At 61.5% G+C, this 20812-nt stretch carries 15 protein-coding genes; 3 read left to right on the plus strand and 12 right to left on the minus strand.

From position 1 onward, the window contains the following. Window positions 1-159 precede the first annotated feature (159 nt). The 3 genes from N6H05_RS02975 to N6H05_RS02985 are packed head-to-tail and all read right to left on the minus strand — an operon-like array spanning window position 160 to window position 3933. Window positions 160-2181 carry a M3 family metallopeptidase gene (locus N6H05_RS02975; protein WP_349666208.1) on the minus strand — a complete coding sequence of 674 codons (2022 nt, stop codon included), beginning with the start codon at window positions 2179-2181 and terminating at the stop codon, window positions 160-162. Continuing rightward, a complete protein-coding gene (locus N6H05_RS02980; protein ID WP_284112640.1) occupies window positions 2174-2989 on the minus strand; it encodes a transglutaminase-like domain-containing protein in 816 nt (271 codons plus the stop codon). Before N6H05_RS02980 ends, N6H05_RS02975 begins: the two co-directional genes overlap by 8 nt. Next, window positions 2983-3933: a transglutaminase family protein gene (locus N6H05_RS02985; RefSeq protein WP_284112641.1), complete on the minus strand. Its 951-nt coding sequence runs from the start codon at window positions 3931-3933 to the stop codon at window positions 2983-2985. The genes N6H05_RS02980 and N6H05_RS02985 overlap by 7 nt, the downstream gene beginning before the upstream one ends. Before the next feature lie 32 nt (window positions 3934-3965). On the opposite strand from N6H05_RS02985, the gene N6H05_RS02990 reads away from it, so the two are divergent. Further along, window positions 3966-4724, plus strand: a complete 759-nt coding sequence (locus N6H05_RS02990; RefSeq protein WP_284112642.1) for an N-formylglutamate amidohydrolase — start codon at window positions 3966-3968, stop codon at window positions 4722-4724. A 60-nt stretch (window positions 4725-4784) separates the two neighbouring features. Here N6H05_RS02990 and N6H05_RS02995 read toward each other — a convergent pair whose 3' ends face one another. Together N6H05_RS02995 and N6H05_RS03000 are read right to left on the minus strand one after the other, a co-directional pair. Next, window positions 4785-5078 (minus strand): hypothetical protein, encoded by a 294-nt coding sequence (locus N6H05_RS02995; protein WP_284112643.1) that lies wholly within the window; start codon window positions 5076-5078, stop codon window positions 4785-4787. Window positions 5079-5361: 283 nt separating this feature from the next. Next, window positions 5362-5916 (minus strand): outer membrane protein, encoded by a 555-nt coding sequence (locus tag N6H05_RS03000; RefSeq protein WP_004209566.1) that lies wholly within the window; start codon window positions 5914-5916, stop codon window positions 5362-5364. A 388-nt stretch (window positions 5917-6304) separates the two neighbouring features. Between N6H05_RS03000 and N6H05_RS03005 the strand changes: the two genes are divergently transcribed. Then, entirely contained in the window at window positions 6305-8005 is a 1701-nt protein-coding gene (locus tag N6H05_RS03005) for a GGDEF domain-containing protein (RefSeq protein WP_284112644.1), read from the plus strand. A 76-nt stretch (window positions 8006-8081) separates the two neighbouring features. Here the strand turns inward: N6H05_RS03005 and N6H05_RS03010 are convergent, their stop codons facing one another. Next, complete coding sequence (locus N6H05_RS03010; RefSeq protein WP_010336631.1) at window positions 8082-8291, minus strand: hypothetical protein; 210 nt, start codon at window positions 8289-8291, stop codon at window positions 8082-8084. Window positions 8292-8562: 271 nt separating this feature from the next. Here N6H05_RS03010 and gst point away from each other — a divergent pair, with 271 nt between their 5' ends. Further along, entirely contained in the window at window positions 8563-9276 is a 714-nt protein-coding gene (gene gst / locus N6H05_RS03015; protein ID WP_502958954.1) for a glutathione transferase, Atu5508 family, read from the plus strand. A gap of 9 nt (window positions 9277-9285) precedes the next feature. Here gst and N6H05_RS03020 read toward each other — a convergent pair whose 3' ends face one another. The 6 genes from N6H05_RS03020 to N6H05_RS03045 form a co-directional block, all read right to left on the minus strand. Continuing rightward, window positions 9286-10134, minus strand: coding sequence for a formate/nitrite transporter family protein (locus N6H05_RS03020; protein WP_029547552.1), 849 nt, complete (start codon window positions 10132-10134; stop codon window positions 9286-9288). 49 nt (window positions 10135-10183) lie between these two features. After that, complete coding sequence (locus N6H05_RS03025; protein ID WP_284112645.1) at window positions 10184-12028, minus strand: acetyl-CoA hydrolase/transferase C-terminal domain-containing protein; 1845 nt, start codon at window positions 12026-12028, stop codon at window positions 10184-10186. Next, window positions 12025-14118 (minus strand): 3-hydroxyacyl-CoA dehydrogenase NAD-binding domain-containing protein, encoded by a 2094-nt coding sequence (locus N6H05_RS03030; protein ID WP_284112646.1) that lies wholly within the window; start codon window positions 14116-14118, stop codon window positions 12025-12027. The genes N6H05_RS03025 and N6H05_RS03030 overlap by 4 nt, the downstream gene beginning before the upstream one ends. A gap of 8 nt (window positions 14119-14126) precedes the next feature. Next, window positions 14127-15413 carry an acetyl-CoA C-acetyltransferase gene (locus N6H05_RS03035; protein ID WP_284112647.1) on the minus strand — a complete coding sequence of 429 codons (1287 nt, stop codon included), beginning with the start codon at window positions 15411-15413 and terminating at the stop codon, window positions 14127-14129. Beyond that, window positions 15410-17656, minus strand: coding sequence for an acyl-CoA dehydrogenase (locus N6H05_RS03040; protein WP_284112648.1), 2247 nt, complete (start codon window positions 17654-17656; stop codon window positions 15410-15412). The genes N6H05_RS03035 and N6H05_RS03040 overlap by 4 nt, the downstream gene beginning before the upstream one ends. A 183-nt stretch (window positions 17657-17839) precedes the next feature. After that, window positions 17840-20800 carry a hybrid sensor histidine kinase/response regulator gene (locus N6H05_RS03045; protein ID WP_284112649.1) on the minus strand — a complete coding sequence of 987 codons (2961 nt, stop codon included), beginning with the start codon at window positions 20798-20800 and terminating at the stop codon, window positions 17840-17842. Window positions 20801-20812: the final 12 nt, after the last annotated feature.

Here is a 20812-nt window from a genome sequence, read left to right on the forward strand (position 1 = left end):
CTCGATGGGTCTGCTACCCTTGCATGAGGACATGCAGCCCGCTTCTCTCCGCTATGCGATCACCATCAAGGCCATGTGCAGCGCGGCGGATGGCTCGAGGCGTGATTGGCCGCAACCCGTGGTTCATTCTCGGCAAAACGGATCGCGCGCCAGGGGCGTTCAAGCGTCGAGAAGATGCCTTGCTCGCATCAAGGCCGTTCCGTCGGGCGCGCGTCCCAGGAAGGCCTGAAAGGACGCCATGGGATCGCGGCTATTTCCTGCGGCGAGTATCTCTTCGCGGAACCGCGATGCGAGACCGGGGTCGAAAATATCACCTGTCGCGACAAAAGCCTCAAATGCGTCGGCATCCAGTGCTTCGGACCAGGCATAGCTATAATAGGCAGCCGAATAGCCGCCATCAAAGATATGCGTGAAATAGGGAAAGCGATGGCGCAACCCGACCGCGCGGGGCATTCCGAGCGCATCAAGCTGCGCCTCGACAAATGCGCGAGGATCGATCTGAGCGTCCGGATTCTGGTGGATAGCAAGGTCCACCAATGCGCAACCGATCAATTCCACGGTGGCAAAGCCCTGACCATAAGCCTCCGCCTCGCGAATGGCGCTGATCAGATCTTCAGGCATCCCAAGATCGGCGAGCACCTGCGGGCTGACAATCCAGTTCTCCATGAACTTGCTCGGAAATTCCACGAAGTCGCGGGCAACCGCAGTTCCGGACTGGCTGGGGTAGGTGACCCGTGAAAGAAGCCCATGCAATGCATGGCCAAATTCATGAAACAAGGTGCGCGCCTCATCAATCGAAAGGCGGGTCGCACCCCGGTCGGGTGGCGGAGCAGCGGCAAAATTGGCGACCAGATAGACGATCGGGCGCACGTCGCCATCCATCGCTTCTTGCACCCGCAGGCTTCCCATCCAAGCGCCACCATGTTTTTCCGGGCGGGCCAGATAGTCGGTGAAGAGCAGACCCACAGTGCTCCCGTTGCTCTCCTTCACTTCCCAGGCCCAGACGTCCGGATGATAGCCTTCTATGTCCGCACGCCTGTAGAAGCTCAGGCCATAAAGTCGGCCGGCTGTGTCGAATGCTGCCTGCCGCACCGCATCGAGCCGCAAATGCTCCGCAGCTGCCGCAGTATCGAGTGCGTAACGGGTGCGTCGTACCTGTTCCGCGTAAAAGCGCCAGTCCCAGGGCGCGAGGCGGAAATCGCCGCCCTCCGCATCGATCAATGCCTGCAGTTCAGCAGCTTCCTGCGCTGCGCGCCGTTTGCCCGGCGCCCACAGCTGGCGCATCAGCGCGCTCGCTGCTGCCGGATCATGCGCCATGCTGTCGGCCAGCGCATAATGCGCATGGTCGGCATAGCCCAGCAGGACCGCCCTTTCCCTGCGCAACGCGAGCATTTCGGCGATGATGGGCCAATTATCATGTTGGCCGCCGTCGCAACGGGCGGTGAAGGCCCGCCAGAGGGCCTCGCGCAAGTCGCGCCTCTTCGAAAAGGTCAGAAATGCCTCCAGGTCGGTGCGATCGAGCGTTATGTGATAACGGTCCTGCAACCCCTTTGCTGCTGCTCGCGCCGCAGCCGCCTCGCATATTGCGCTGGGCAGTCCCTCGAGCTCATTCTTCTCCAGATCGAGCACCCAGGCATTTGTTGCGGCAAGCACATTCTGCCCGAATTGAACTGCTAGGGCAGACAGGCGAGCCTCGATGGCGGCAAAGCGGTCCTTGCCAGCCCTCGTCAATGCTGCGCCGCCTCTAAGGAAGCTTGCATGGCTATCCTCCACGAGGCGGACCTGTTCCGGGGTGAGGCCGCTCTCGTGCCGTGAAGCATGGACTGCGAAGACGCGCGCTGCCAATTGGTCATTATGGCTTATGGCGACGGCGTGCGCGCTAAGTCGCGCCGAAATCTCAGCTTCCGCCTCGCGGATGGCCAGCGTGCCCTTCGCCGAGGACAGGGCCCAGAACAACCGCCGGACGCGCGCGAGCGGCTCGCCCGACCGTTCCAGTGCGGCAATCGTATTCTCGAAGGTCGCGGGCGCGACCTGCTCGCAAATCGCATCAAGTTCAGCCTTGTGCCAGGCGATGCTGGTCGTGACCGCGCGAAGGAACTGGTCATCACCTATCCGCGCAAAAGGTGGCGCGCCAAGCGGGCCAGTCCAGGGTTGGAGAAGCGGGTCGCTTTGCTCAGTCAAGGGCGGTTACTTCCTGGGTGTGCACCTGAAATCGCACCAGATTTGCCGGGCCAAAAGCCGTCGTCAAGGCTACGTCGGTGGCATCGCGCCCGCGTGCCATCAGGATCCGGCCGATGCGCGGGCGGTTATGGCGCGCATCATGGGTATACCAGGCGCCGTCGATATAGACATCGAACCATGCACTGAAATCCATCGGAGCATCTACCGGAGGCACGCCGATGTCGCCGAGGTAACCGGTGCAATAGCGAGCGGGAATATTCATGCAGCGGCACAAGGTTATGGCGAGATGGGCGAAGTCACGGCACACGCCCTTTCGCTCCTGATAGCCATTCCAGGCGGTCTTGTCGGCGCGCGCATGCTGATAGCCAAATTCAATATGATGATGCACGAAGCCCACGATCGCCTCCACCCTTTCCCGCGCGCTGGCCAGATAACCAAATTGAGCCCATGCCACGTCCATCAGACGGTCGGTTTCGCAATAGCGGCTGCCAAGCAGAAAGGGCATGACGGCATCTGGAAGCTCTTCCACCGGCATCTGAGGACCACTGGGCGAGCGCTGGTCGGGATCTCCGCTATCCTCGATCACAAAGTCGCATGACAAGCGCACATTGCCCGGTGGGATGGTGAGCCGGGTGGCGACATTGCCGAACCCGTCCTCGAATTGATAAAGCGGAATGTCCGGCGTCGCTATCAGCCGCTGCGGCGTCCGCAGATCCTGATGGCGCGACGGATGCAGGCTGAGCATGGCCATCATCGCCGTCCGGTTCTCGGTCGAGAACTCAATATCATAGCCGCACCGGATCAGCATGTCGGGTTCGTTTCCTGATTGCCGGCAAGCCGGCTGTTGATGGCGCCATGGCCGGAGAGGGAGAATGGTTTTGGATCGGCACGACTGACGTTGACGCTCACGTCCATCCCCAGAAAGCTTGCAGGCAGGCCGAACCAGGTGCCCGACAACGGAAGCGCCTGATACGGGTCGCGCGCGATCGCCACGCGGATCAAGCCGCGATTGCCGATGATCCCATTTGTCGGATCGAATTCCACCCAGCCAGATCCGGGCAGGAAGATACGGACCCAGGCATGGGTGTTGCCGCCACCGACCAGCCCCTCGGTGCGCGACGGATTATAGACATAGCCCGACACGAAGCGGGCGGCGAAGCCCAGCGCCCGGACAGCCTCAATCATCAGCACGGCGAAGTCACGGCAGGTCCCCTGCCGCTTGCGCAATGTCTCCATAGGAGATTGGGTGCCCTTTTCATGTCGTGGCACATAGGTGAAGTCACGCTGGATGCCTGTCGCGATCCGCGTCAGGAGATCGATGGTCGCTGTATCACCATGATTGCTGACGAAACCTCTGGCCCAATTGTCGACGATCCGCTCGGGATCGAGATGGTGTCGTTCGATCGACCGCAACAGATCGGGCATGTCTTCCGACGAATAGGTGAAGGGGAAAAGCCGGGCATAGGGTTCGACGTCGACCTGCTGCTGCGTCAAGGGCGCATGCTCGAGCGTAACCTCGCTCGCGACTTTCAGCTGCGACGTGCGTTTGTCGAACAAAGCAATGGCCACGGAATTTCCGAATACATCATGCAGCCAGCGCAATTCACAAGGTTGGGGATCGATGTCGAGCCGCGCGTGGAGCAGTCGCTGGTCGAAGGCCTCACGCGGCCGCATCATGATGCGATGTTCGCCCAGCGACACCGATTGCTGATAGCGATAAGTCGTCACATGTTCGATTGTGAGCAACGGCATGGAAGGACGTTCCCAATGGGCAGGGAGAAACCATGAATCTACTGCTGCCAGCCGATCCCGCGCCCTCCACCGTCATCAACGCGAAGGGCTGCTCCCCGTTCCTCCTGACCGGAGATCATGCAGGGCTGGCAGTTCCTTCAGCCCTGGGTGATCTCGGCGTAGGCCCGGCCGATTGGTCTCGGCATATCGCAATTGACCTAGGCGTGAGAGAAATGGGCCTGGAACTGGCGCGTCTCCTCGATGCCTCTTTCATCTTCCAGAATTATTCGCGATTGGTGATCGACTGTAATCGCGATCCCTCGCGCGACGACGCGATTCCTGCGTCTTCCGATGGGACCGATATCGGTGGCAATCAGGGTTTGACCGAAACCGACAGGCTGGCGCGTGTCGCCTCCATCCATGCTCCATATCATGCCAGCATTTCAGAAATGATCTCAGCTCGGCTAGCAGCGGGGCAGGAGACAATCCTGCTCGCGCTCCATAGTTTCACCCCGATACTGGACGAGATCAGGCGCCCCTGGTCGGTGGGCGTCCTGCACGCCGCCGGCCGAACCGATTTTGCGACCTGCCTGCTGGACGCGCTGCGCCGGTTGCCAATCGAGGTGGGCGACAATGCTCCCTATGCCATGGATGAAACCGATTACAGCATGCCCTTCCACGCCCTTTCAAATGACCTTCGCTACGCTGAAATCGAGGTCAGGCAGGACATTATTTCCCAAGGCGAGGGGCAATCCTTCTGGGCCGCCCAACTTTGCGATGCGATGGAAGAGGCCTGGCAGCGGCTCACATAGAATATGCTGACACAATGGTGAGCGCATCGCCTCGCGCTGTTCAAGAGAAGTTATAGGCTATCAGGCGTTGACGGCGACCAGCAGACACTGTTCCTGACCCAAAGCCGCTTCGTCCGACATTGTTGCTATGCCCCGCCACCACTCGATGCCCGGACTGCGGAACATGGCAAGGCTACCTGTTCTGGGGCGCGCATTCCAGTGCACGCCGTCAAACGCAAAACGCCAATAACAATCGCAGTTGAGCGGTACATGCCAGAATGCAGGCTCTTCGCTCGCGCTGTCTGCGTGCAGAATACGAAGCTCGCTCGGCACATCCCGACGGCTGCCATCGGGGAAGCGAACCTCGATCGTCATGCACAAGCCTCCAAAATCCTGCAAAGAGCGCAGTAGCCCACGCAAAACGCCTTGTTGTTCAACGGGTTCACGGTGCGGGAAGAAAATCTCCAGATCATGTGAATGAGCCCGGCACATTCTCGCTGAATGGGAGAACGGGCCCGCTGTAGTTGCCCGCTCTCCCCATGGCAGCGCCCATCTTCCACTCAAGGCGCATGCGACCCAGAAGCGGCTTTACGATCAGCCTTTGCGCCTTGGGGGAAGGCCATGTCTTATTCCTTCCCCTGGAACTGTGTGGTAATTTTCAGAAGTGGAAAATGACGCCAGCCATGGGACGGAAACTGTCCCAATCATAGGTGTCGACCTGCACGCGCAGGCGGACGCCGCTGCTGCCAGTGACCCCGCCAAGGCCGATCTCCTTTGGCCCCACCTCGACACCCGCACCGTACATCCAGTCCTTCTCGTCGGGCCAGCCGCCTTTGCCATTGACCCACTGATAGCCGGCCGAGGCGTAGATCAAACCGCTCTCGCCTGCGCGGGCGCCTACACGGCCCTTCACGCCATATTCCCAGTCGATGTCGCTAAAGCCCTTCGAGGCGTTCCCTTCCACCCCGACGAACACCGGCCCGAGCGGCACATTCACGCCCGCGATGCCGCTGATCAGGGCACCGTTCATGATCGTCTCGCCCGGAACGCTGCCGAACTCGGTCCCGCGGTCGAAAGTGTGATAACCGCCCAGAATGCCTACATAGGGTTCAATACCGAAGGCTTTGCTGCCATCGGGTGCGGTGTCGTCCTGGGCCATGGCAGCAGTCGGTAGTGCCAGGCAGCCCAGCAACGGGAGAATGATCTTCTTCATGATGTACGTCCCTGTTTGATTATGTCCACGAGGCTCAAACTAAAGGGCATGCACCGGGGTTGCCGCGTGCGAAAACAATAATGCTAATGTGGCAATTTTGACACTATCAGAGCGCCCTCGCCAAGGTTTATTGAGACAGAAGGCATAGATGGAGCGGCATTCGAAATATTCATTTCGATATCGTCATGGATTTAGCGGCGGGATTTTCATGAAGCCCTTCGTCATTTCATGGTGAGTGTTGACGCGAGCCGGGCGGATTGCTGCCCGCAGGTGAGCCAGTGGCAAAGTGCCCAGTATATTTACGCATTTTCATGCTAGAGGGGCCGCGATGAATGCGCGGATTCTGATCAGGGGTCTATCCTGACATGGGCTGGCGATTTGCTGCGCCATGCTCTCGATCGCACTACTGATCCTGGGCGGGGCACAGCCTGCGCGCGCTGAATTGCTACGCATTGGCGATCCTCTATGTCATGCAGTGAGCCGATCGATCGCCCCTGACGACACGCGCCCCTCCCATTTTGTCTGCAATGGTGATCCTGATGGCTATCAGAAGGGCACATTGTGGCTCCATGCCGCCTTGCCCCAGGGCTCGCGCGATCATGAGGATCTGTCGCTGATCATCCACAGCTCTCGATTTGATCGGCTGGTCGTGCGCTTCATCTATCGTGACGGTGCCGTCGAGCAGCAACATGTCCGGAGCGGCAATTTCGGGACCTATTGGAGAGCTGGCGGCCAACTCGCGTTCCGCGCGCCCTATCGCGACGTTCCTGTCGTGGCCTTCACCTTGAGATTTGATAGAGTGGCGAGCGCGCATCTCCTGCGGATGAGGCTTGTCGAGCGCGGTGAAGAAGCCACCCAGACAACTGGCCTGGCTACCTTGACCGGTGCTGCGCTCGTTCTGCTGATTGTGGGCGCGATTTATAACGCCTCACTGGCTCTTGCCGTTCGTCAGCAACATGCCGGCTGGCAGGCTGCATGGGCATGCTGCATGGTCATATGGGGGGCGTGCTGGTCGCAACTTCATCTGTTCTTCTTTCCCTCGATGGCGGGCGCGGTATCGGCGCAAATCTGCACTGCTCTCTCCTGTCTCGCCATCACGCTCGCCACTTTGAGCGCCGTCACTGCTCTTGAAAAACAGCATCTCGATGCGGGGTTGAGGCGCACCGCCCTGGGCCTCACCGCAAGCGTGTGCGCATTGGGCATCCCGCTTTCGCTGATGCGTTCGGGGCCGTTCGACATGCTCGGCAATCTGCTGGGGTTCCTGGTCCTGGCCAATCTGGCGGCGGTCGCATCCTGTATCGGCCAGGCATGGCGACGGGGAAGCAGCGCGGCGCGGAGCCTGGGTGGGGCCTGGGCACTGCCAATGATCGTCCTTGCGTCGACCAGCTTCTTCGATGCGGACGCCATGTTCTGGGGCGGTGGATCGCAAATTCTGGTCCTGTTCGCAGCGGCCTGGCAAACATTGTGGCTCTCCGCTGCCGCTTCGCGTGCTCATGCTCGGTTGCGGATGGAACGAGACGTCGCCCGTCTCGCAGAGGCCAAGGCCCATGAGCTTGCCCGCCGTGACGTTCTGACAGGGTTGCCAAACCGACGGGGTTTCATGGAAAGAACCGGCAGGATGCTCGAAGGCTTGCCTGTATCAGGCGGACTGGTTGCCCTGCTCCTGATCGACGTCGATTGGTTCAAGTCGATCAACGATGTCTATGGTCATGAGGCTGGCGATCACGTTCTGGCAGCAATTGGCCGCTGCATCGCACAGCATGAGAATTCCTCCTGTGCCGTATGTCGTCTGGGCGGGGAGGAATTTGCGATGATGGTCACAGGAACTGAAGTTGGGAACATCGAGCAATTTGCACAAACCCTGCGCGGAACCTTGGCCGATCTGAGCCATGGCGACATCATCGGCAATCGCATGGTGACGGTGAGCATAGGCGTGACGGCCTCGGCATCCCGCGCTGACTTTGGCACCCTCTACCGGCTGGCAGATGAGGCGCTTTACGACGCAAAGCGTGGGGGACGCGATCAGATCGCAATCCGCCTGGGTGAGTGGGCGGGCGCCCGCCGAAATGACAGACCGCTTTTCGCCTGACAGGCTTGCAGCGGGTTGAGGTGCCCCGGCCCGGCAACGCTTCGCCTTTGGCGCGCGCCGGGCTGGCAACCATATCTTAGAACAGAGGCTTGTCCGGCTCGAAGTTCCACAGTCGAGGCCGGTTCGAAGCATCGCGCTGCTCACGTGCGCCGCCACCGGCACGGCGCCGCATCTCTGCAAAAATTATCTGGTCGTCACTGGTATGGCGCTCGCTTTGAATGAGAAGAAAGGCTTCCATCAGGTCCCCCTCATCCCATTGCCGAACCGAACCTATTTCATTCGACATGCGTTCCAAGCTCCATGCGCAACTGCACTATCATTGGCGGAGAAGACCTTCTTTGAGGCTATGTCCCCCATCGAAGCTTGGGTCTCATCGCCTGGCTGCCCCCCGAAACTGCTGCTGGAAACTGCTGATAGCTCATATTGGAGAACGCGAACTGCGCCACTGTGTTCCTGTGCACCATTACAGCCCGGATGTTGCCAGCAAGATTTTCATGGCAACCAATATGCCCAGGAAAGCCTTCTGGCACAGGCACGGACGTAAAGGAGGGATGAGGGTGGAGAGGGATTTCGAGCTCTATTATTGGCCATTGCCATTCCGCGGACAGTTCATCCGGGCCGCGCTTGCCTTTGCGGGCAAGAGCTGGAACGAACATGATGAAGGTGAGATCGCCGCGCTGATGAAAATGGCTTCGGAGGATCAGCCAGTGCCCTTCATGGGACCACCCCTCCTGATTGATAATGACACCGGATTTGCCCTGTCGCAGATGCCAGCAATCATGGTCTATCTGGCAGAACGTCTTGCCCTTGTGCATGGCGGTGCCCGCGGCCGCGCCTTGACGGTCAAGCTCGTCAATGACGCGAATGATATCATTGACGAACTTACGCTGGATGGCGGCCGGCAGATGTGGACGGAGGATCGATGGGCCAGCTTTATTCCTCGGCTGGTGAAATGGATGCGCATCTGGGAGGCTGTCGGCACAAGCAACGGCCTTGAAGCTGGAAAGGGGTTCATGCTCAGCACCGCAAAACCGGGTCTGGCCGATATCGTGACCGTGACATTATGGGGCACCATGGCCAGCCGCTTCGGCGCGATCGCTGCCATGCTCGCCCAATATGCGCCGGCAACGATGGGTCTGGTCCAGCGTCTGCGCGCTCATCCTGCCCTGGCGAGGCTCGAGGCAAGAAGCGTGGAGCGCTATGGCCACGCCTATTGCGGCGGGGAAATCGAGAAGTCTCTTCGCGCAGTTCTGCCTGCCGGCGACGGTTGAAACCGAACGCTATCCCCCTTCGGTAAGGTCGCTTCGCATCTGCCCATGGGCCAGGACCGCGAACAGGCCGCTACCACCGATGATGTTGCCGATGAGCGCAGGCAGAGAGAAACCGAACCAGGCCTGCTGGAAACTGACCTCGCCGCTCAACCAGAGGAAGCTGATCTGGGAAGAACCGGTGACGACATGCGAAAAGCCGCCAAGACCGATGACATAGGTCAGGAGGAAGATTACCCAGAATTCGCTGCCCTTGGCATTTGGCAAGGCCCACGCAATCGCGGCCATGATGAAGCCAGCCGGAATGCCCAGCATCAGGGTTTTCGACCAGTCCTGCCATTCGAGCTTGGCGAGAATATCGAGCGCCACGATGCGCTGTTCATGCGTGATGATGATCTCACCGGCCATCAGCGCGCTTACGAGCGTCACGCCGACAAGATTCCCAGCCAGCACGCAGGCCCACAGGCGCGCCAGACGGCCCAGATTGCTAAGGCTCGGACGGGTCGCGACCGGCAGCACCGCTGTGACCGTGCTTTCGGTAAAGAGCTGGAGCCGTCCCATGATCACTATCAGATATCCGACCGGATAGCCCAGCAGGTAGATGAGGGGCGCCCAGTCCGTGTCGGGCAGCCTTGCCCGCAGGAACAGTTCGGACATGAGCGACAGGGTGATCGCGAGGCCGGCGGCCAGGCCGGAAAGCATGAGCGCAAGGATCGGACGATCCAGCTCCTCCTCGCCCTGGAGCCGCACGACCTCATGGACGACCTTTGCCGACCCCGTACTACGCTCCTCGACATGGGCGGCCTCTTCTGCGTCAAGATCGGGGTGCGGGCTATCCTTGCCGTCCTTCATCTGCTCCATTCCCCTGTCTGTCGAAACGACGCCTGGCCCGGTCGCCTCTTTCCTGTCCTTACTGTCCGGCACTGCGCAAGGCTCCCAGGATGAGCGCGCGATAGCTATGCTCCCTGACGCCATGGGGCGCATCCAGCCCCATGCGCTCAAGTGCGGCAAATTCCGCTTCGTCGGGCTGACCACCGCGCAGGCCGCGGGCAAGCAGGGCGGCCAGTTGGGCGGGCCTGGTCGCATGGTCTGCCAGATATTGCATCGCCGGCAGGAGCCGCTGCTCGATCTGCGTAAAGTCCGTGCCGAACGGGAAGGACGGAAATGTCTCCTTGGGCATGGCCGCGCTGATCCGCTCGGGCAGATTATCCCTGTACGCTTCGGGAATGTCCCAGTCGGGCGCTATCTTGCCCGCGGACCGGGCCTTTTCCACAAGTTCGCCTTGAAAGCGGCTGTCGGCGATGGCGATCAGGCGCTGGATGACCTGCTCATCGCTTTGGCCGCGCAGGTCCGCCACGCCATATTCGGTCACGACCATATCGCGCAAATGGCGCGGGATGGTTTCGTGACCATAGCTCCAGACGATATTGGACTGGCTCTCGCCCTTGTGACGCCGGGTGGCAGGCAGCGTGATGATCGAACGCGCGCCGTCGAGTTCGAGCGCCTGCGCCACGAAATTATACTGGCCGCCCACGCCGCTGACGACCTGGCCATCTTCAAGCCCGTCCGAGATCGTGGCGCCCAGCAGCGTGACCATCATGGCGCTGTTGACGAAGCGGGCCTTGTGCCGGGCCTTGCGCTTGGCCGCTTCGTTGCCGAACAGCGCATTGATATAGCTGATCTCGCGCATATGGATGCGATCACGCAGATCCTCATCCATGTCCCGCAACGCGGCATAGAAGCTGCGCGGGCCAACGAAGAAGCCGCCATGTACGATCGCGCCATCCGCTTCACGCTTGACGATGCCGGCCCTTATGAGATCGAGGAAACAGTCGACCAGCATCTCGGTCGGCGCGTATAGGCCTTCCTCAAACGGGCCGGTTTCCCATGGCTTGGGAGCGCCCAGCCGGTCAAGCGTTGCGCGATAGGAATCGGGCCGTGCCTGCCGGAGGATCAGACTGTGGGCGATCGCGTCGCCGATCGCGCCGATGCCGATCTGAAGCGAGCCGCCATCGGCTATCAGCGCGGCCACATGGGCGCCGATGGCGTGCTGGGCAGGGCTTACGGGTTGGCGTGGCGGCCCGAAGAGGGGAAAGCGTGTCTGCGCGCTGTCGAGAATGATTGCGAACCGATCGGACGGGATTTCCGCCGGACCGCGCATGAAGGGCAATTCGTCATTGACCTGACCGATCAGGGCAAAATCAGCCCGGCCCCGATCGCGCTCTGCAAGCAGGTCGAGGGTCATGTCGCTATTGCAGCTGAGGCTATAGCTGGTTCCCCGTCGCGCCACGATCTGCGCCACGACATTGACGCCTTGGTCGATCAGATAGCGCATCGCATGTGTATAGTTGGCCGCGATATAGTGGCGCTGTGCATCTCCATTGCCGAGCCGGCTGCCGGCCTGGAAGAAAAATTCATTCACCTCGATATTGGCCGGCATCTCGCCCGCACGCTGCGCCTGCGCATAAGCAAAGCGCGGATATCCGCCCATTGTCCGCTCGAACACGGGCTCGAGAAAACGACGCTCGAGGTCCGTGCCAAGCGAGGGCTGCTCGAGCGTGAGCGCCGTGAAGATACGCAGCCTGATGGCCGGATCAGCGCTGGCACGGGCGAAGAGGGCATTGACGATATGGGGCGCCTTGCCCAGGCCCAATGGCAGGCCAAGGACGATATGCCCGTCAGTGCGAGCGATGATGCGGTCGGCGACCTCCTCTGCCGAACCAAGTTCGAGAGGACCGGTCCCGCCGGTCCTCATTGCAGCATGTCCCAGCCCGGATCGGGCCGGAACCGCTCGCCATGGGCTTCGCGCAGCCCTTCCAGCACGGCTTTGACTTCGCCAATCCCGCGTGCGTGGGCATAATGGAGCGGTCCGCCGCGGAAGGGCGCAAATCCGGTACCAAAGATCATGGCAGCGTCGATGATATCTGGATCGTCGGTCACTTTCTCGCGCAGGATCGCGGCGGCCATGTTGAGCATCGGCATGATGAGCCGGTCCGCCATCTCCGGCGGGGGCTGCGGGGCGCTGTTCTTGACCGCATGGCCGTCCTTCCAGGCATATATGCCTTTCCCGGCTTTCCGGCCCAACTGACCCGCCGAGACCTTGTCTGCCAACCATTGCGGCGTGGCAGGCATCGGCCAGTCCAGTTCTCGCTTGAGCATGTCGGCAACTGCAAGGCCGATATCGAGGCCGACCTGATCTGCAAGTTCCAGCGGGCCCATGGGCATGCCGAAATCCATTGCCGCCTTGTCGATCGTCTCGGGCGCGATGCCCTCGTCCATCATCGTCATCGCCTCGACCAGATAGGGGGTAAGGATCCGGTTGACGATGAAGCCGGGGGCGCTGCGGGCCGGGGCCGGCAGCTTGCCGATGATGCCGACAAAGGCTCTTGCGCCCGCCTCGACTTCCGGATCGACCCCGTCATGGCTGATGACCTCCACCAGGTCGAGCCGCGACACGGGATTGAAGAAATGGATGCCGATCAGCCGCTCGGGATGGCGTAACCCCTCGCGCAATTGCTCAAGCGGAATGGAGGAGGTGTTGGTCGCCAGGATTGCGCCGTCCTTCATACGTGGCTCGGCGCTCGCATAGAGGGTCCGCTTGAGATCAACCTTTTCCGGGGCTGCCTCGATCAGAATGTCGGCCTTGGCGATGCCCGCACCATTCGGGTCAGGGATCAACCGATCCAGCGCATCGCGAACCTTGAGCCGATCTCCGTGAGCGAGCTTTTCATACAGCTTCGCAGCTCGGTTATGGGCCGCGCCAATCGGCCCGGGCTTCACGTCGGAGATGCTGGTGCGCAGGCCGCGCCAGGCGCACCAGGCCGCGATGTCGCCGCCCATCGCGCCCGCACCGATGACATGAACGTGGGCGATCGTTTTATTGCCCGGCCCAGCCAGTGCCTTGAGCTTCTGGCGCAGGAAAAAGGCACGGATGAGATTTTGCGCGCTATCGCTCATCATGAGATGCGCGAAGGAGATGATCTCCGCCTGTTTCATCGCCTCCCGGTCGCCACCATGAGTTTCCCACAGGTCGATGAGCGCATGGGGCGCGGGATAATGGGCCAAGGGTGCTTTGGCTTCCGCCTGGCTGCGCATCTGCCGCGCTGCCAGATGGCGGACTGGCGCGGCGTCCTTCAGGCGATCCAGCAATGCCTGACGGCCCTGGTCCATATCTCCTGCAACCGCTGCCATGATGGCGGCGTGGACATGGCGTTCAGGAACGACCGCATCGACCAGCCCCATATCTTTCGCGTGGCCAGCATCGATCGACTTGCCGGTCAGCATCAGTTCCATCGCCGCGATCGGGTCGCATAAATGGGTGAAGCGCGCCGTGCCGCCGAGGCCCGGATGTAGGCCAAGCTGTATTTCGGGGAAGCCGAACCTTGTCCCTTCGATAGCAATGCGCTGATGGCACGCCAGCGCGACCTCGAGGCCGCCACCCATGGCATAGCCGTGGATGACCGCAATGGTCGGAAAGGTTAGGGCTTCGAGCCGGTCGACGATCGCATGTGCGGCGGCGATCCGGTCCCGCACCATCGCCTCGTCGCGCATGTCACGAAACTCGCTGATATCCGCGCCGGCAAGAAAGCCCTGTTTCTTGCCTGATCGAATGACCAGCGCCTTGGGCGCGCGGTCGGCGATCATGCCGAGTATATGGCCAAGCTCTTCAAGCACGGCATGGGACAGAAGATTGGTGTCCGTTCCCTGCTGATCGAGGATAGCCCAGCCAATGTCTTGGGCGTCGCGCGTGAAGCTCCAGTGATGCAAGGCCTCCGCGCGATGGGGCGCGGGACCGGTCTCCAGATCGCGATCGGCAAGAAAGGACCAGACAGGATCGTTCATCATGGCCTCCTTCACAGCCGTTCGATCAACATGGCGCCGCCCTGGCCGCCGCCAATACATTCGGTGGCGATGCCGCGCCTCAGCCCGAGCCGCTCCATCGCCTGAACCAGATGCAGTGCGATCCGCGTGCCACTCGTGCCCACGGGGTGCCCCAGGGAAATCGCGCCGCCATCGACATTGAGGCGCGAGGGATCGATGCGCCCGGCCGCCCCCTCAAGGCCCAATATGGTGCGACAGAATGCTTCGTCCTCCCATGCGGCAAGGCAGGCCAGCACCTGCGCAGCGAAGGCTTCATTCAATTCCCACAGGTCGATGTCCGCCAATCCATGGCCATTGCGTTTGAGGAGCGCCGTAGAGGCGAGCACCGGGCCCAGGCCCATGATGGCGGGATCAAGCGCCGACCACTGGCTGTCGACGATCCGCGCGCGGGGCATAAGGCCATGGCGCTCGACGGCCTCTTGCGAGGCGAGAATGGTCCAGCAGGCGCCGTCGCTAATCTGCGAACTATTGCCCGCAGTGACCTTCCCATAAGGACGCTCGAATACCGGCTTGAGGGTCGCGAGCTTCTCTGTGCTGCTGTCGGGCCGCACGCCATCATCCTGGGAATATACGGTCCCATCCTCGGCAAAAGCAGGAAGAAGTTCCCCCTCCAGCCATCCCTCCGCCTGCGCCCTGGCAAGACGCTTGTGGCTTTCGACCGCATAAGCGTCTGCCTCCGCCCTCGATATGGAGAAGAGGTGCACCAGTATTTCAGCGGTCTGACCCATGCCAAGATCGGTGATGGGATCAGTGAGGCCGCGTTCCAGTCCGATGATGGGCTTGAGGAAGTCGGGGCGAAATCCGCTGGCCGCTTTCAGCGAGGCCAGGGGGTTGTTCTTGTCGCCCTGCATCGCGGCGAACCATTGGACGGCATCCTGGCGAAACACGAGCGGGGCGTGACTGAGCGCCTCAGCACCGCCGGCCAGGATGAGGTCGCTGCCGCCATCGGCGATATAGCGGTAGGCAGTGTCCATCGACTGCATGCCTGAACCGCAATTGATCTGAACGGTAAAGGCGGTCGTCTGCGTCCCGCAGCCCAGACGCAGTGCAGCGACGCGCGCCGGATTGGCTTCATCTGCGATGACGTTGACGCACCCCAATATGACCTGATCGAAGTCCGTGGCGGCAAATTTCTGCCTTAGCAGGAGGGGGCGCCCACATTGTACCGCCAGGTCAACAGGCGTGAACGGGCCGGGGCCCCCGCGCGCTTTGAGAAAGGGCGTGCGGGCGCCATCGACAATAAAGACCGGCCTGCTCATTCGGCGGCCTGTGCCAGGTCCGATGCAGCAGAATTGCGCCGCAGATCCTCGGGTGCGAAATCATCCACGGCGATGACGTCCGCGACCGCGCGATCTGCCTCTTCAAGCTGCGCCAGCTCTGCGCTCGACAGCAGCCCGCGCTCGCGCGCTTTGGCCCAATCCTTGATCCGCGCCTTGCGCAGCCGGTCGTGGATCGGCTGGGTATCGACCATCAGGCGGAAGGCTTCGGTCAGGCGGGCGACAGGTTCTTCCGGACCGCCGATGAACACATTGTCGATCAGCCGTTCGCGCGCTGGGCAAGGTTCCAGGATGATCTGCGCGCACTGACGGATGGTCCGGTCCGTCGGGCCATGACGACGCCGGCCAAAGGGGAGGATGAACAGGCGCAACATCCAACCCACTGGCCGCGCGGGAAAATTCTCGATGATCTCGACGAACCTTTGCTCGATCGTGGCAAAGCCACTGTCCATGCACCAGGCGAGCAGGGGAAAATCATCATCCTGGCGCCCTTCATCCTCCCAGCGCTTGAGCGCGCCGGACAGAAGATAGAGTTCGGACAGTATATCGCCCAGTCGGGCAGAGAGAAGTTCCCGCCGCTTGAGCTCGCCGCCCAGGGTCAGGAAGGATATGTCGGAAATGAAGGCAAAGGCCGCGGAATAGCGGCTCATCTGGCGATAAAAGCGCGTCGCGCGCCCGGCTTTGGGCGCCGGTGCAAACAGGCCGCCGGTCCAGTTACGCGCGAAGGCGCGGATCGCGGTCTTGAGCGCGTGGCCGACATGCTTCCACAGCACATCGTCGAACTGCGCCAGCGCCCGGCCGCGATTGGCATCGGCGACTGCGCGGATTTCCTTGAGCAGATAGGGATGGGAGCGGATCGCGCCCTGGCCAAACACCATCAGGCTGCGGGTGAGGATATTGGCGCCCTCGACCGTGATGCCGACCGGGATCGCGCGATACTGATTGCCGAGATAATTATTGGGTCCGTCGATCACGCCCTTGCCGCCATGCACGTCCATCGCATCGTTGATGACGGTCCGCATGCGTTCGGTCGCATGCAGCTTGAGGATCGAGGAAATGACGGCGGGGTGGTTCCCCTGATCGAGCCCCGCGCAGGTCAGGCGGCGCGCGCCATCGAGCAGATAGGCATTGGCCGCGATCCGCGCCAGCCGCTCCTGTATCCCCTCGAACTTGCCGATCGGCAGGTTGAACTGGGAGCGCACCCGCGCATAGGCGCCGGTCGTATGAGCCGCAAAGGCGCCGGCGGCTGCAGACAGGGAAGGCAGGGAAATGCCCCGGCCGGCCGCCAGTGCGCTCATGAGCATTTTCCAGCCCTGGCCGACGCGATCCGGGCCGCCGATGATGTTGTCGAGCGGGATGAACACGTCATGGCCCTCATTGGGGCCGTTCTGGAAACTCTGCATCGAGGGGATATGCCTGCGCCCGATCGACACGCCGGGAAGGTCGGTGGGGACCAGCGCGACGGTGATGCCGATCTCGTCCTGCCCGCCCAGCAGATGGTCGGGATCGCGCAGCTTGAAGGCGAGGCCCAGCAATGTCGCGACCGGACCCAAGGTGATATAGCGCTTGCGCCAGTTGAGGCGGATGCCGATCACCTCCTCGCCGTCCCACTGCCCCTTGCAGATGACGCCTTCGTCGACCATCGCCGCCGCATCGGAGCCGGCTTCCGGGCTGGTCAGGCCGAAAGCCGGAATTTCGCGACCATCCGCCAGCCGTGGTAGCCAGTAGCGCTGTTGTTCCTTGGTTCCAAAACGCAGGATGAGTTCGCCCGGCCCCAGGCTGTTGGGGACCATCGCGGTGACGGCCGCGGACACGGATCGGGTCGCGATCTTGCGGACAATCTCGCTATGCGCGAAATTGGAGAAGCCAAGACCGCCATGTTCCTTGGGAATGATGATCCCGAAGAATTTTTCCTGCTTGAGATAGTCCCATGCTTCCTGCGACAGGTCGTGCGTTTCCCAGGTCATGCGCCAGTCGTCGATCATGCCGCACAGCTGTTCGACGGGGCCATTCATGAAGGCCTGCTCCGCATCGGTCAGCCGGGCGGGCGGCACGGCAAGCAACTGATCCCAGTCCGGATTACCGGTAAAAAGAGCGGCGTCCCACCAGCTGTTGCCCGCCTCGATCGCTTCGCTCTCCGTAGCGGAAAGGGCGGGCAAGGCTGCCTCGACGAGGGAGAAGATCGGACGGGTCAGGATTTCACGGCGGGCGTTGGCAAGCATCATCTCTGTCCTTTTTGCTTGCCCCATGAACGCGGAAGCCCCCGTACATGATCCGTCGCGGCCTGAATCCTTGCCTGAAACTCAGCCGCAAAATGTCGTCAGGCCGACCGGCAGTCGTACCGCAAGATTGACGATTTCTTGATATTGGAAGCGGGGCAGTGCTCGGTCGATTGCCGCCTCGCGGGATCAGGGCAGCATATCGCCAATCCGCTTTGCCAATGCGTCCATCGCGAACGGCTTGGTGACGAGCGCCATGTTGGGCGCGAGCTGGCCATTGCCGATGACGGCATTTTCAGCATAGCCGGTAATGAACAGGACCTTGAGATCCGGCAGGAGGCTGAGTGCGGCATCGGCAACCTGTCGACCGTTCATTCCGCCGGGCAAGCCCACATCCGTGATCAGCAGGTCGATTGCCACGCCATTTTGCAACAGCCGCATGGCGCCTGGGCCGTCCATCGCTTCCTGCACCTCATAGCCCAGTTCCTGCGCTATCTCGACAACGAGGAGCCGAACCGTGGGTTCATCATCGACCACCAGGATCGTACCGCGTCGTGGTTCATTGCTGGCCGCCTGCTCACTCAGCGATGGAATGACTGACGCGTCCTCGCTTTCCTCGTCTTCCATGAAGTGGCGCGGCAGATAGAGGCACATGGTCGTACCCGTCCCGATCTCGCTATAGATCCGCACATGGCCGCCGGACTGACGTGCGAAACCATAGATCATCGATAGGCAAAGCCCAGTGCCTTCACCCAGCGGCTTGGTCGTGAAAAAGGGATCGAAGGCACGGGAAATTACCTCGGGCGTCATGCCCGTGCCGGTGTCGGTCACGCAGATCGAGACATATTGGCCCGGTTCCAGATCGCGCTCGCGCGCTGCTGCGTCGTCGAGCCACTTGTTTGCGGTCTCGATCGTGATGCGTCCCCCATCCGGCATCGCGTCGCGTGCATTGATGCAGAGGTTGAGCAGCGCATTTTCAAGCTGGTTGGGATCGACCAGGGTTGTCCAGATACCGGCCTTGCCGACGGTCTCGACCTCGATCTGTGGTCCCACCGTGCGCCGGATCAGCTCTTCCAGATCGAAGATCAGCCGGTTGGAATTGACCGGTTTGGGATCGAGCGTCTGCCGGCGAGAGAAGGCGAGCAGACGATGGGTGAGCGCTGCGGCGCGGCGCACGGCTCCCTGGGCGGCGACGGAATATTTGTCGATTTCGCCAACCCGGCCCTGCGCTATGCGTATCTGCATCATCTCCAAGGCGCCGGAAATACCCGTCAGCAGATTGTTGAAATCATGGGCAAGGCCACCAGTCAGCTGGCCGACCGCTTCCATCTTCTGCGACTGGCGCAGGGCGTCCTCAGCCTTGTCGCGCTCGGCCGTCTTGGTCTCGACCTCTTCGATGAGCCTGCGACGATCCTCCTCAAGCTGGCGCTCGATAGCCTTGCGAGCTGACATGTCCTGCATCGCCCCGACCATACGCAGCGGCTCGCCGGCAGGCGTACGCAGAACATAGCCGCGATCAAGCACATCGGCATAGCTGCCATCGCCGCGTGCGAAGCGATATTCGTCAGTCCAGTCAGTCCCCTCACCATCGATCACCGCATGGATGCTGTGATTGATCCTTTGCTGGTCATCCGGGTGGATATGGTCCAGCCACCACTCGCCGGTCGGTTCGACATCTTCGAGCCTGTGCCCATAAGCGTGCTGGAGGGCGATGTTCCAGGTCACGTGATCGTCGCGGAAATTCCAGTCCCACACCGCATCATTGGTAGCCCGTCCAGCAAGACGCAGCCGCTCCTCCACCTCGCGCAAACTGGCCTGCGCCTGGCGATCGGCCGTGATGTCCTGCACGGTACCGATAAGACGGATCGGGTCCTGCCCCTCGAACATTGCCAGGCCCTGGGCATGGATATGCCGCTCGATTCCATCCTCGATCCCGACGGTCCGATACTCGGTGTCGAAAATGCCGGTGCCGGCCGGATCGAGCGCGGCGCGCACCGCTGCGTCGGCCCCTTCGCGATCCTCGGGATGCAGGCCCGCCAGAAAGGCGGTTTCATAGCTGACGGGGGCACCGGGATGCAGGCCAAAAAGAGCACGACAGCGATCGTCCCATTCAAGCTGTCCGGTCTGCGGCCAATAGTCGAACTGACCAAGGCGGGCCGCGCGTGTCGCGAGTTCCAGCTTTTCCCGGCTTGTGGCCAGAGCTTCGCGCGAAAGATGCGAGGCCGTTACATCGGTGGCCGTGCCGAACCACTCAAGGATATTGCCGTCATCGTCGAGGATGGGGACGGCGCGGGACGCTGTCCAGCCAATAGCGCCATCAGCCTGACGTACGCGATGCTCCAGCATGAAGGGCGCCCTGGCTTCGATGGCGCGGGCGATCGCAGCCATCACGATGGACTGGTCATCCGGTGGGATGTAGAGCTCAAGCCAGCGAACAGATGGTGCTTGCGTGTCGATCAGGAAACCGCGGCCATCAAGCTGGCGCATTTCCTGCCAGTCGGCGCTCATCTGATAGATTGCGTCGGAGGTCGCGCTTACCAATGCGCTGAAACGCGCTTCGCTTTTCTCCAGCCTTGCCCGTTTTTCCTCGATCCTGCGGGCGTCCGTAAACTTCTGCGTCACATCCACCGCTATATCGAGCACGCCGACGATATCGCCTGCGTCGTCGCGCAACGGACTGTAGCAGAAGGTCCACCATGTATCCTCGGCATCACCATTGCGGGTCATGACGAGGTGCATGTCTTCGACCGAAACCGTCTCGCCGCCAAGGGCTCTGTCGATCAGGGGCGAGAGCTCGGACCAGATCTCGGGCCAGACATCGCACATCGATTGGCCAAGTGCTGCGGGGTGACGAGCTCCCAAAAAGGGCGCATAGGCATCATTATAGAGGAATATCTGCGACTCCCCCCACATGATGAACATCGGAAAATCCGAGGCGAGCGCGAGCTCGACCGTGGTCCGCAGCGAAATTGGCCAGTCGGCCTTGGCTCCCAGTGCCGTTTTCTCCCACGGAAAAGAGGCTATCCCTGCTCTGAGCGAATCCGCGTGCGTGGGCGCCGGAGAAAAAATGGAGGCCATGACTTGGGGATAGACGGACTTCGCCATCCTGTCACCGCGCACGACGGCGTTCCTTCCATCCATTTGGCGCATTTAACGTGATAT

Source organism: Sphingobium sp. WTD-1, from assembly GCF_030128825.1.
Taxonomy (GTDB): Bacteria; Pseudomonadota; Alphaproteobacteria; order Sphingomonadales; family Sphingomonadaceae; genus Sphingobium.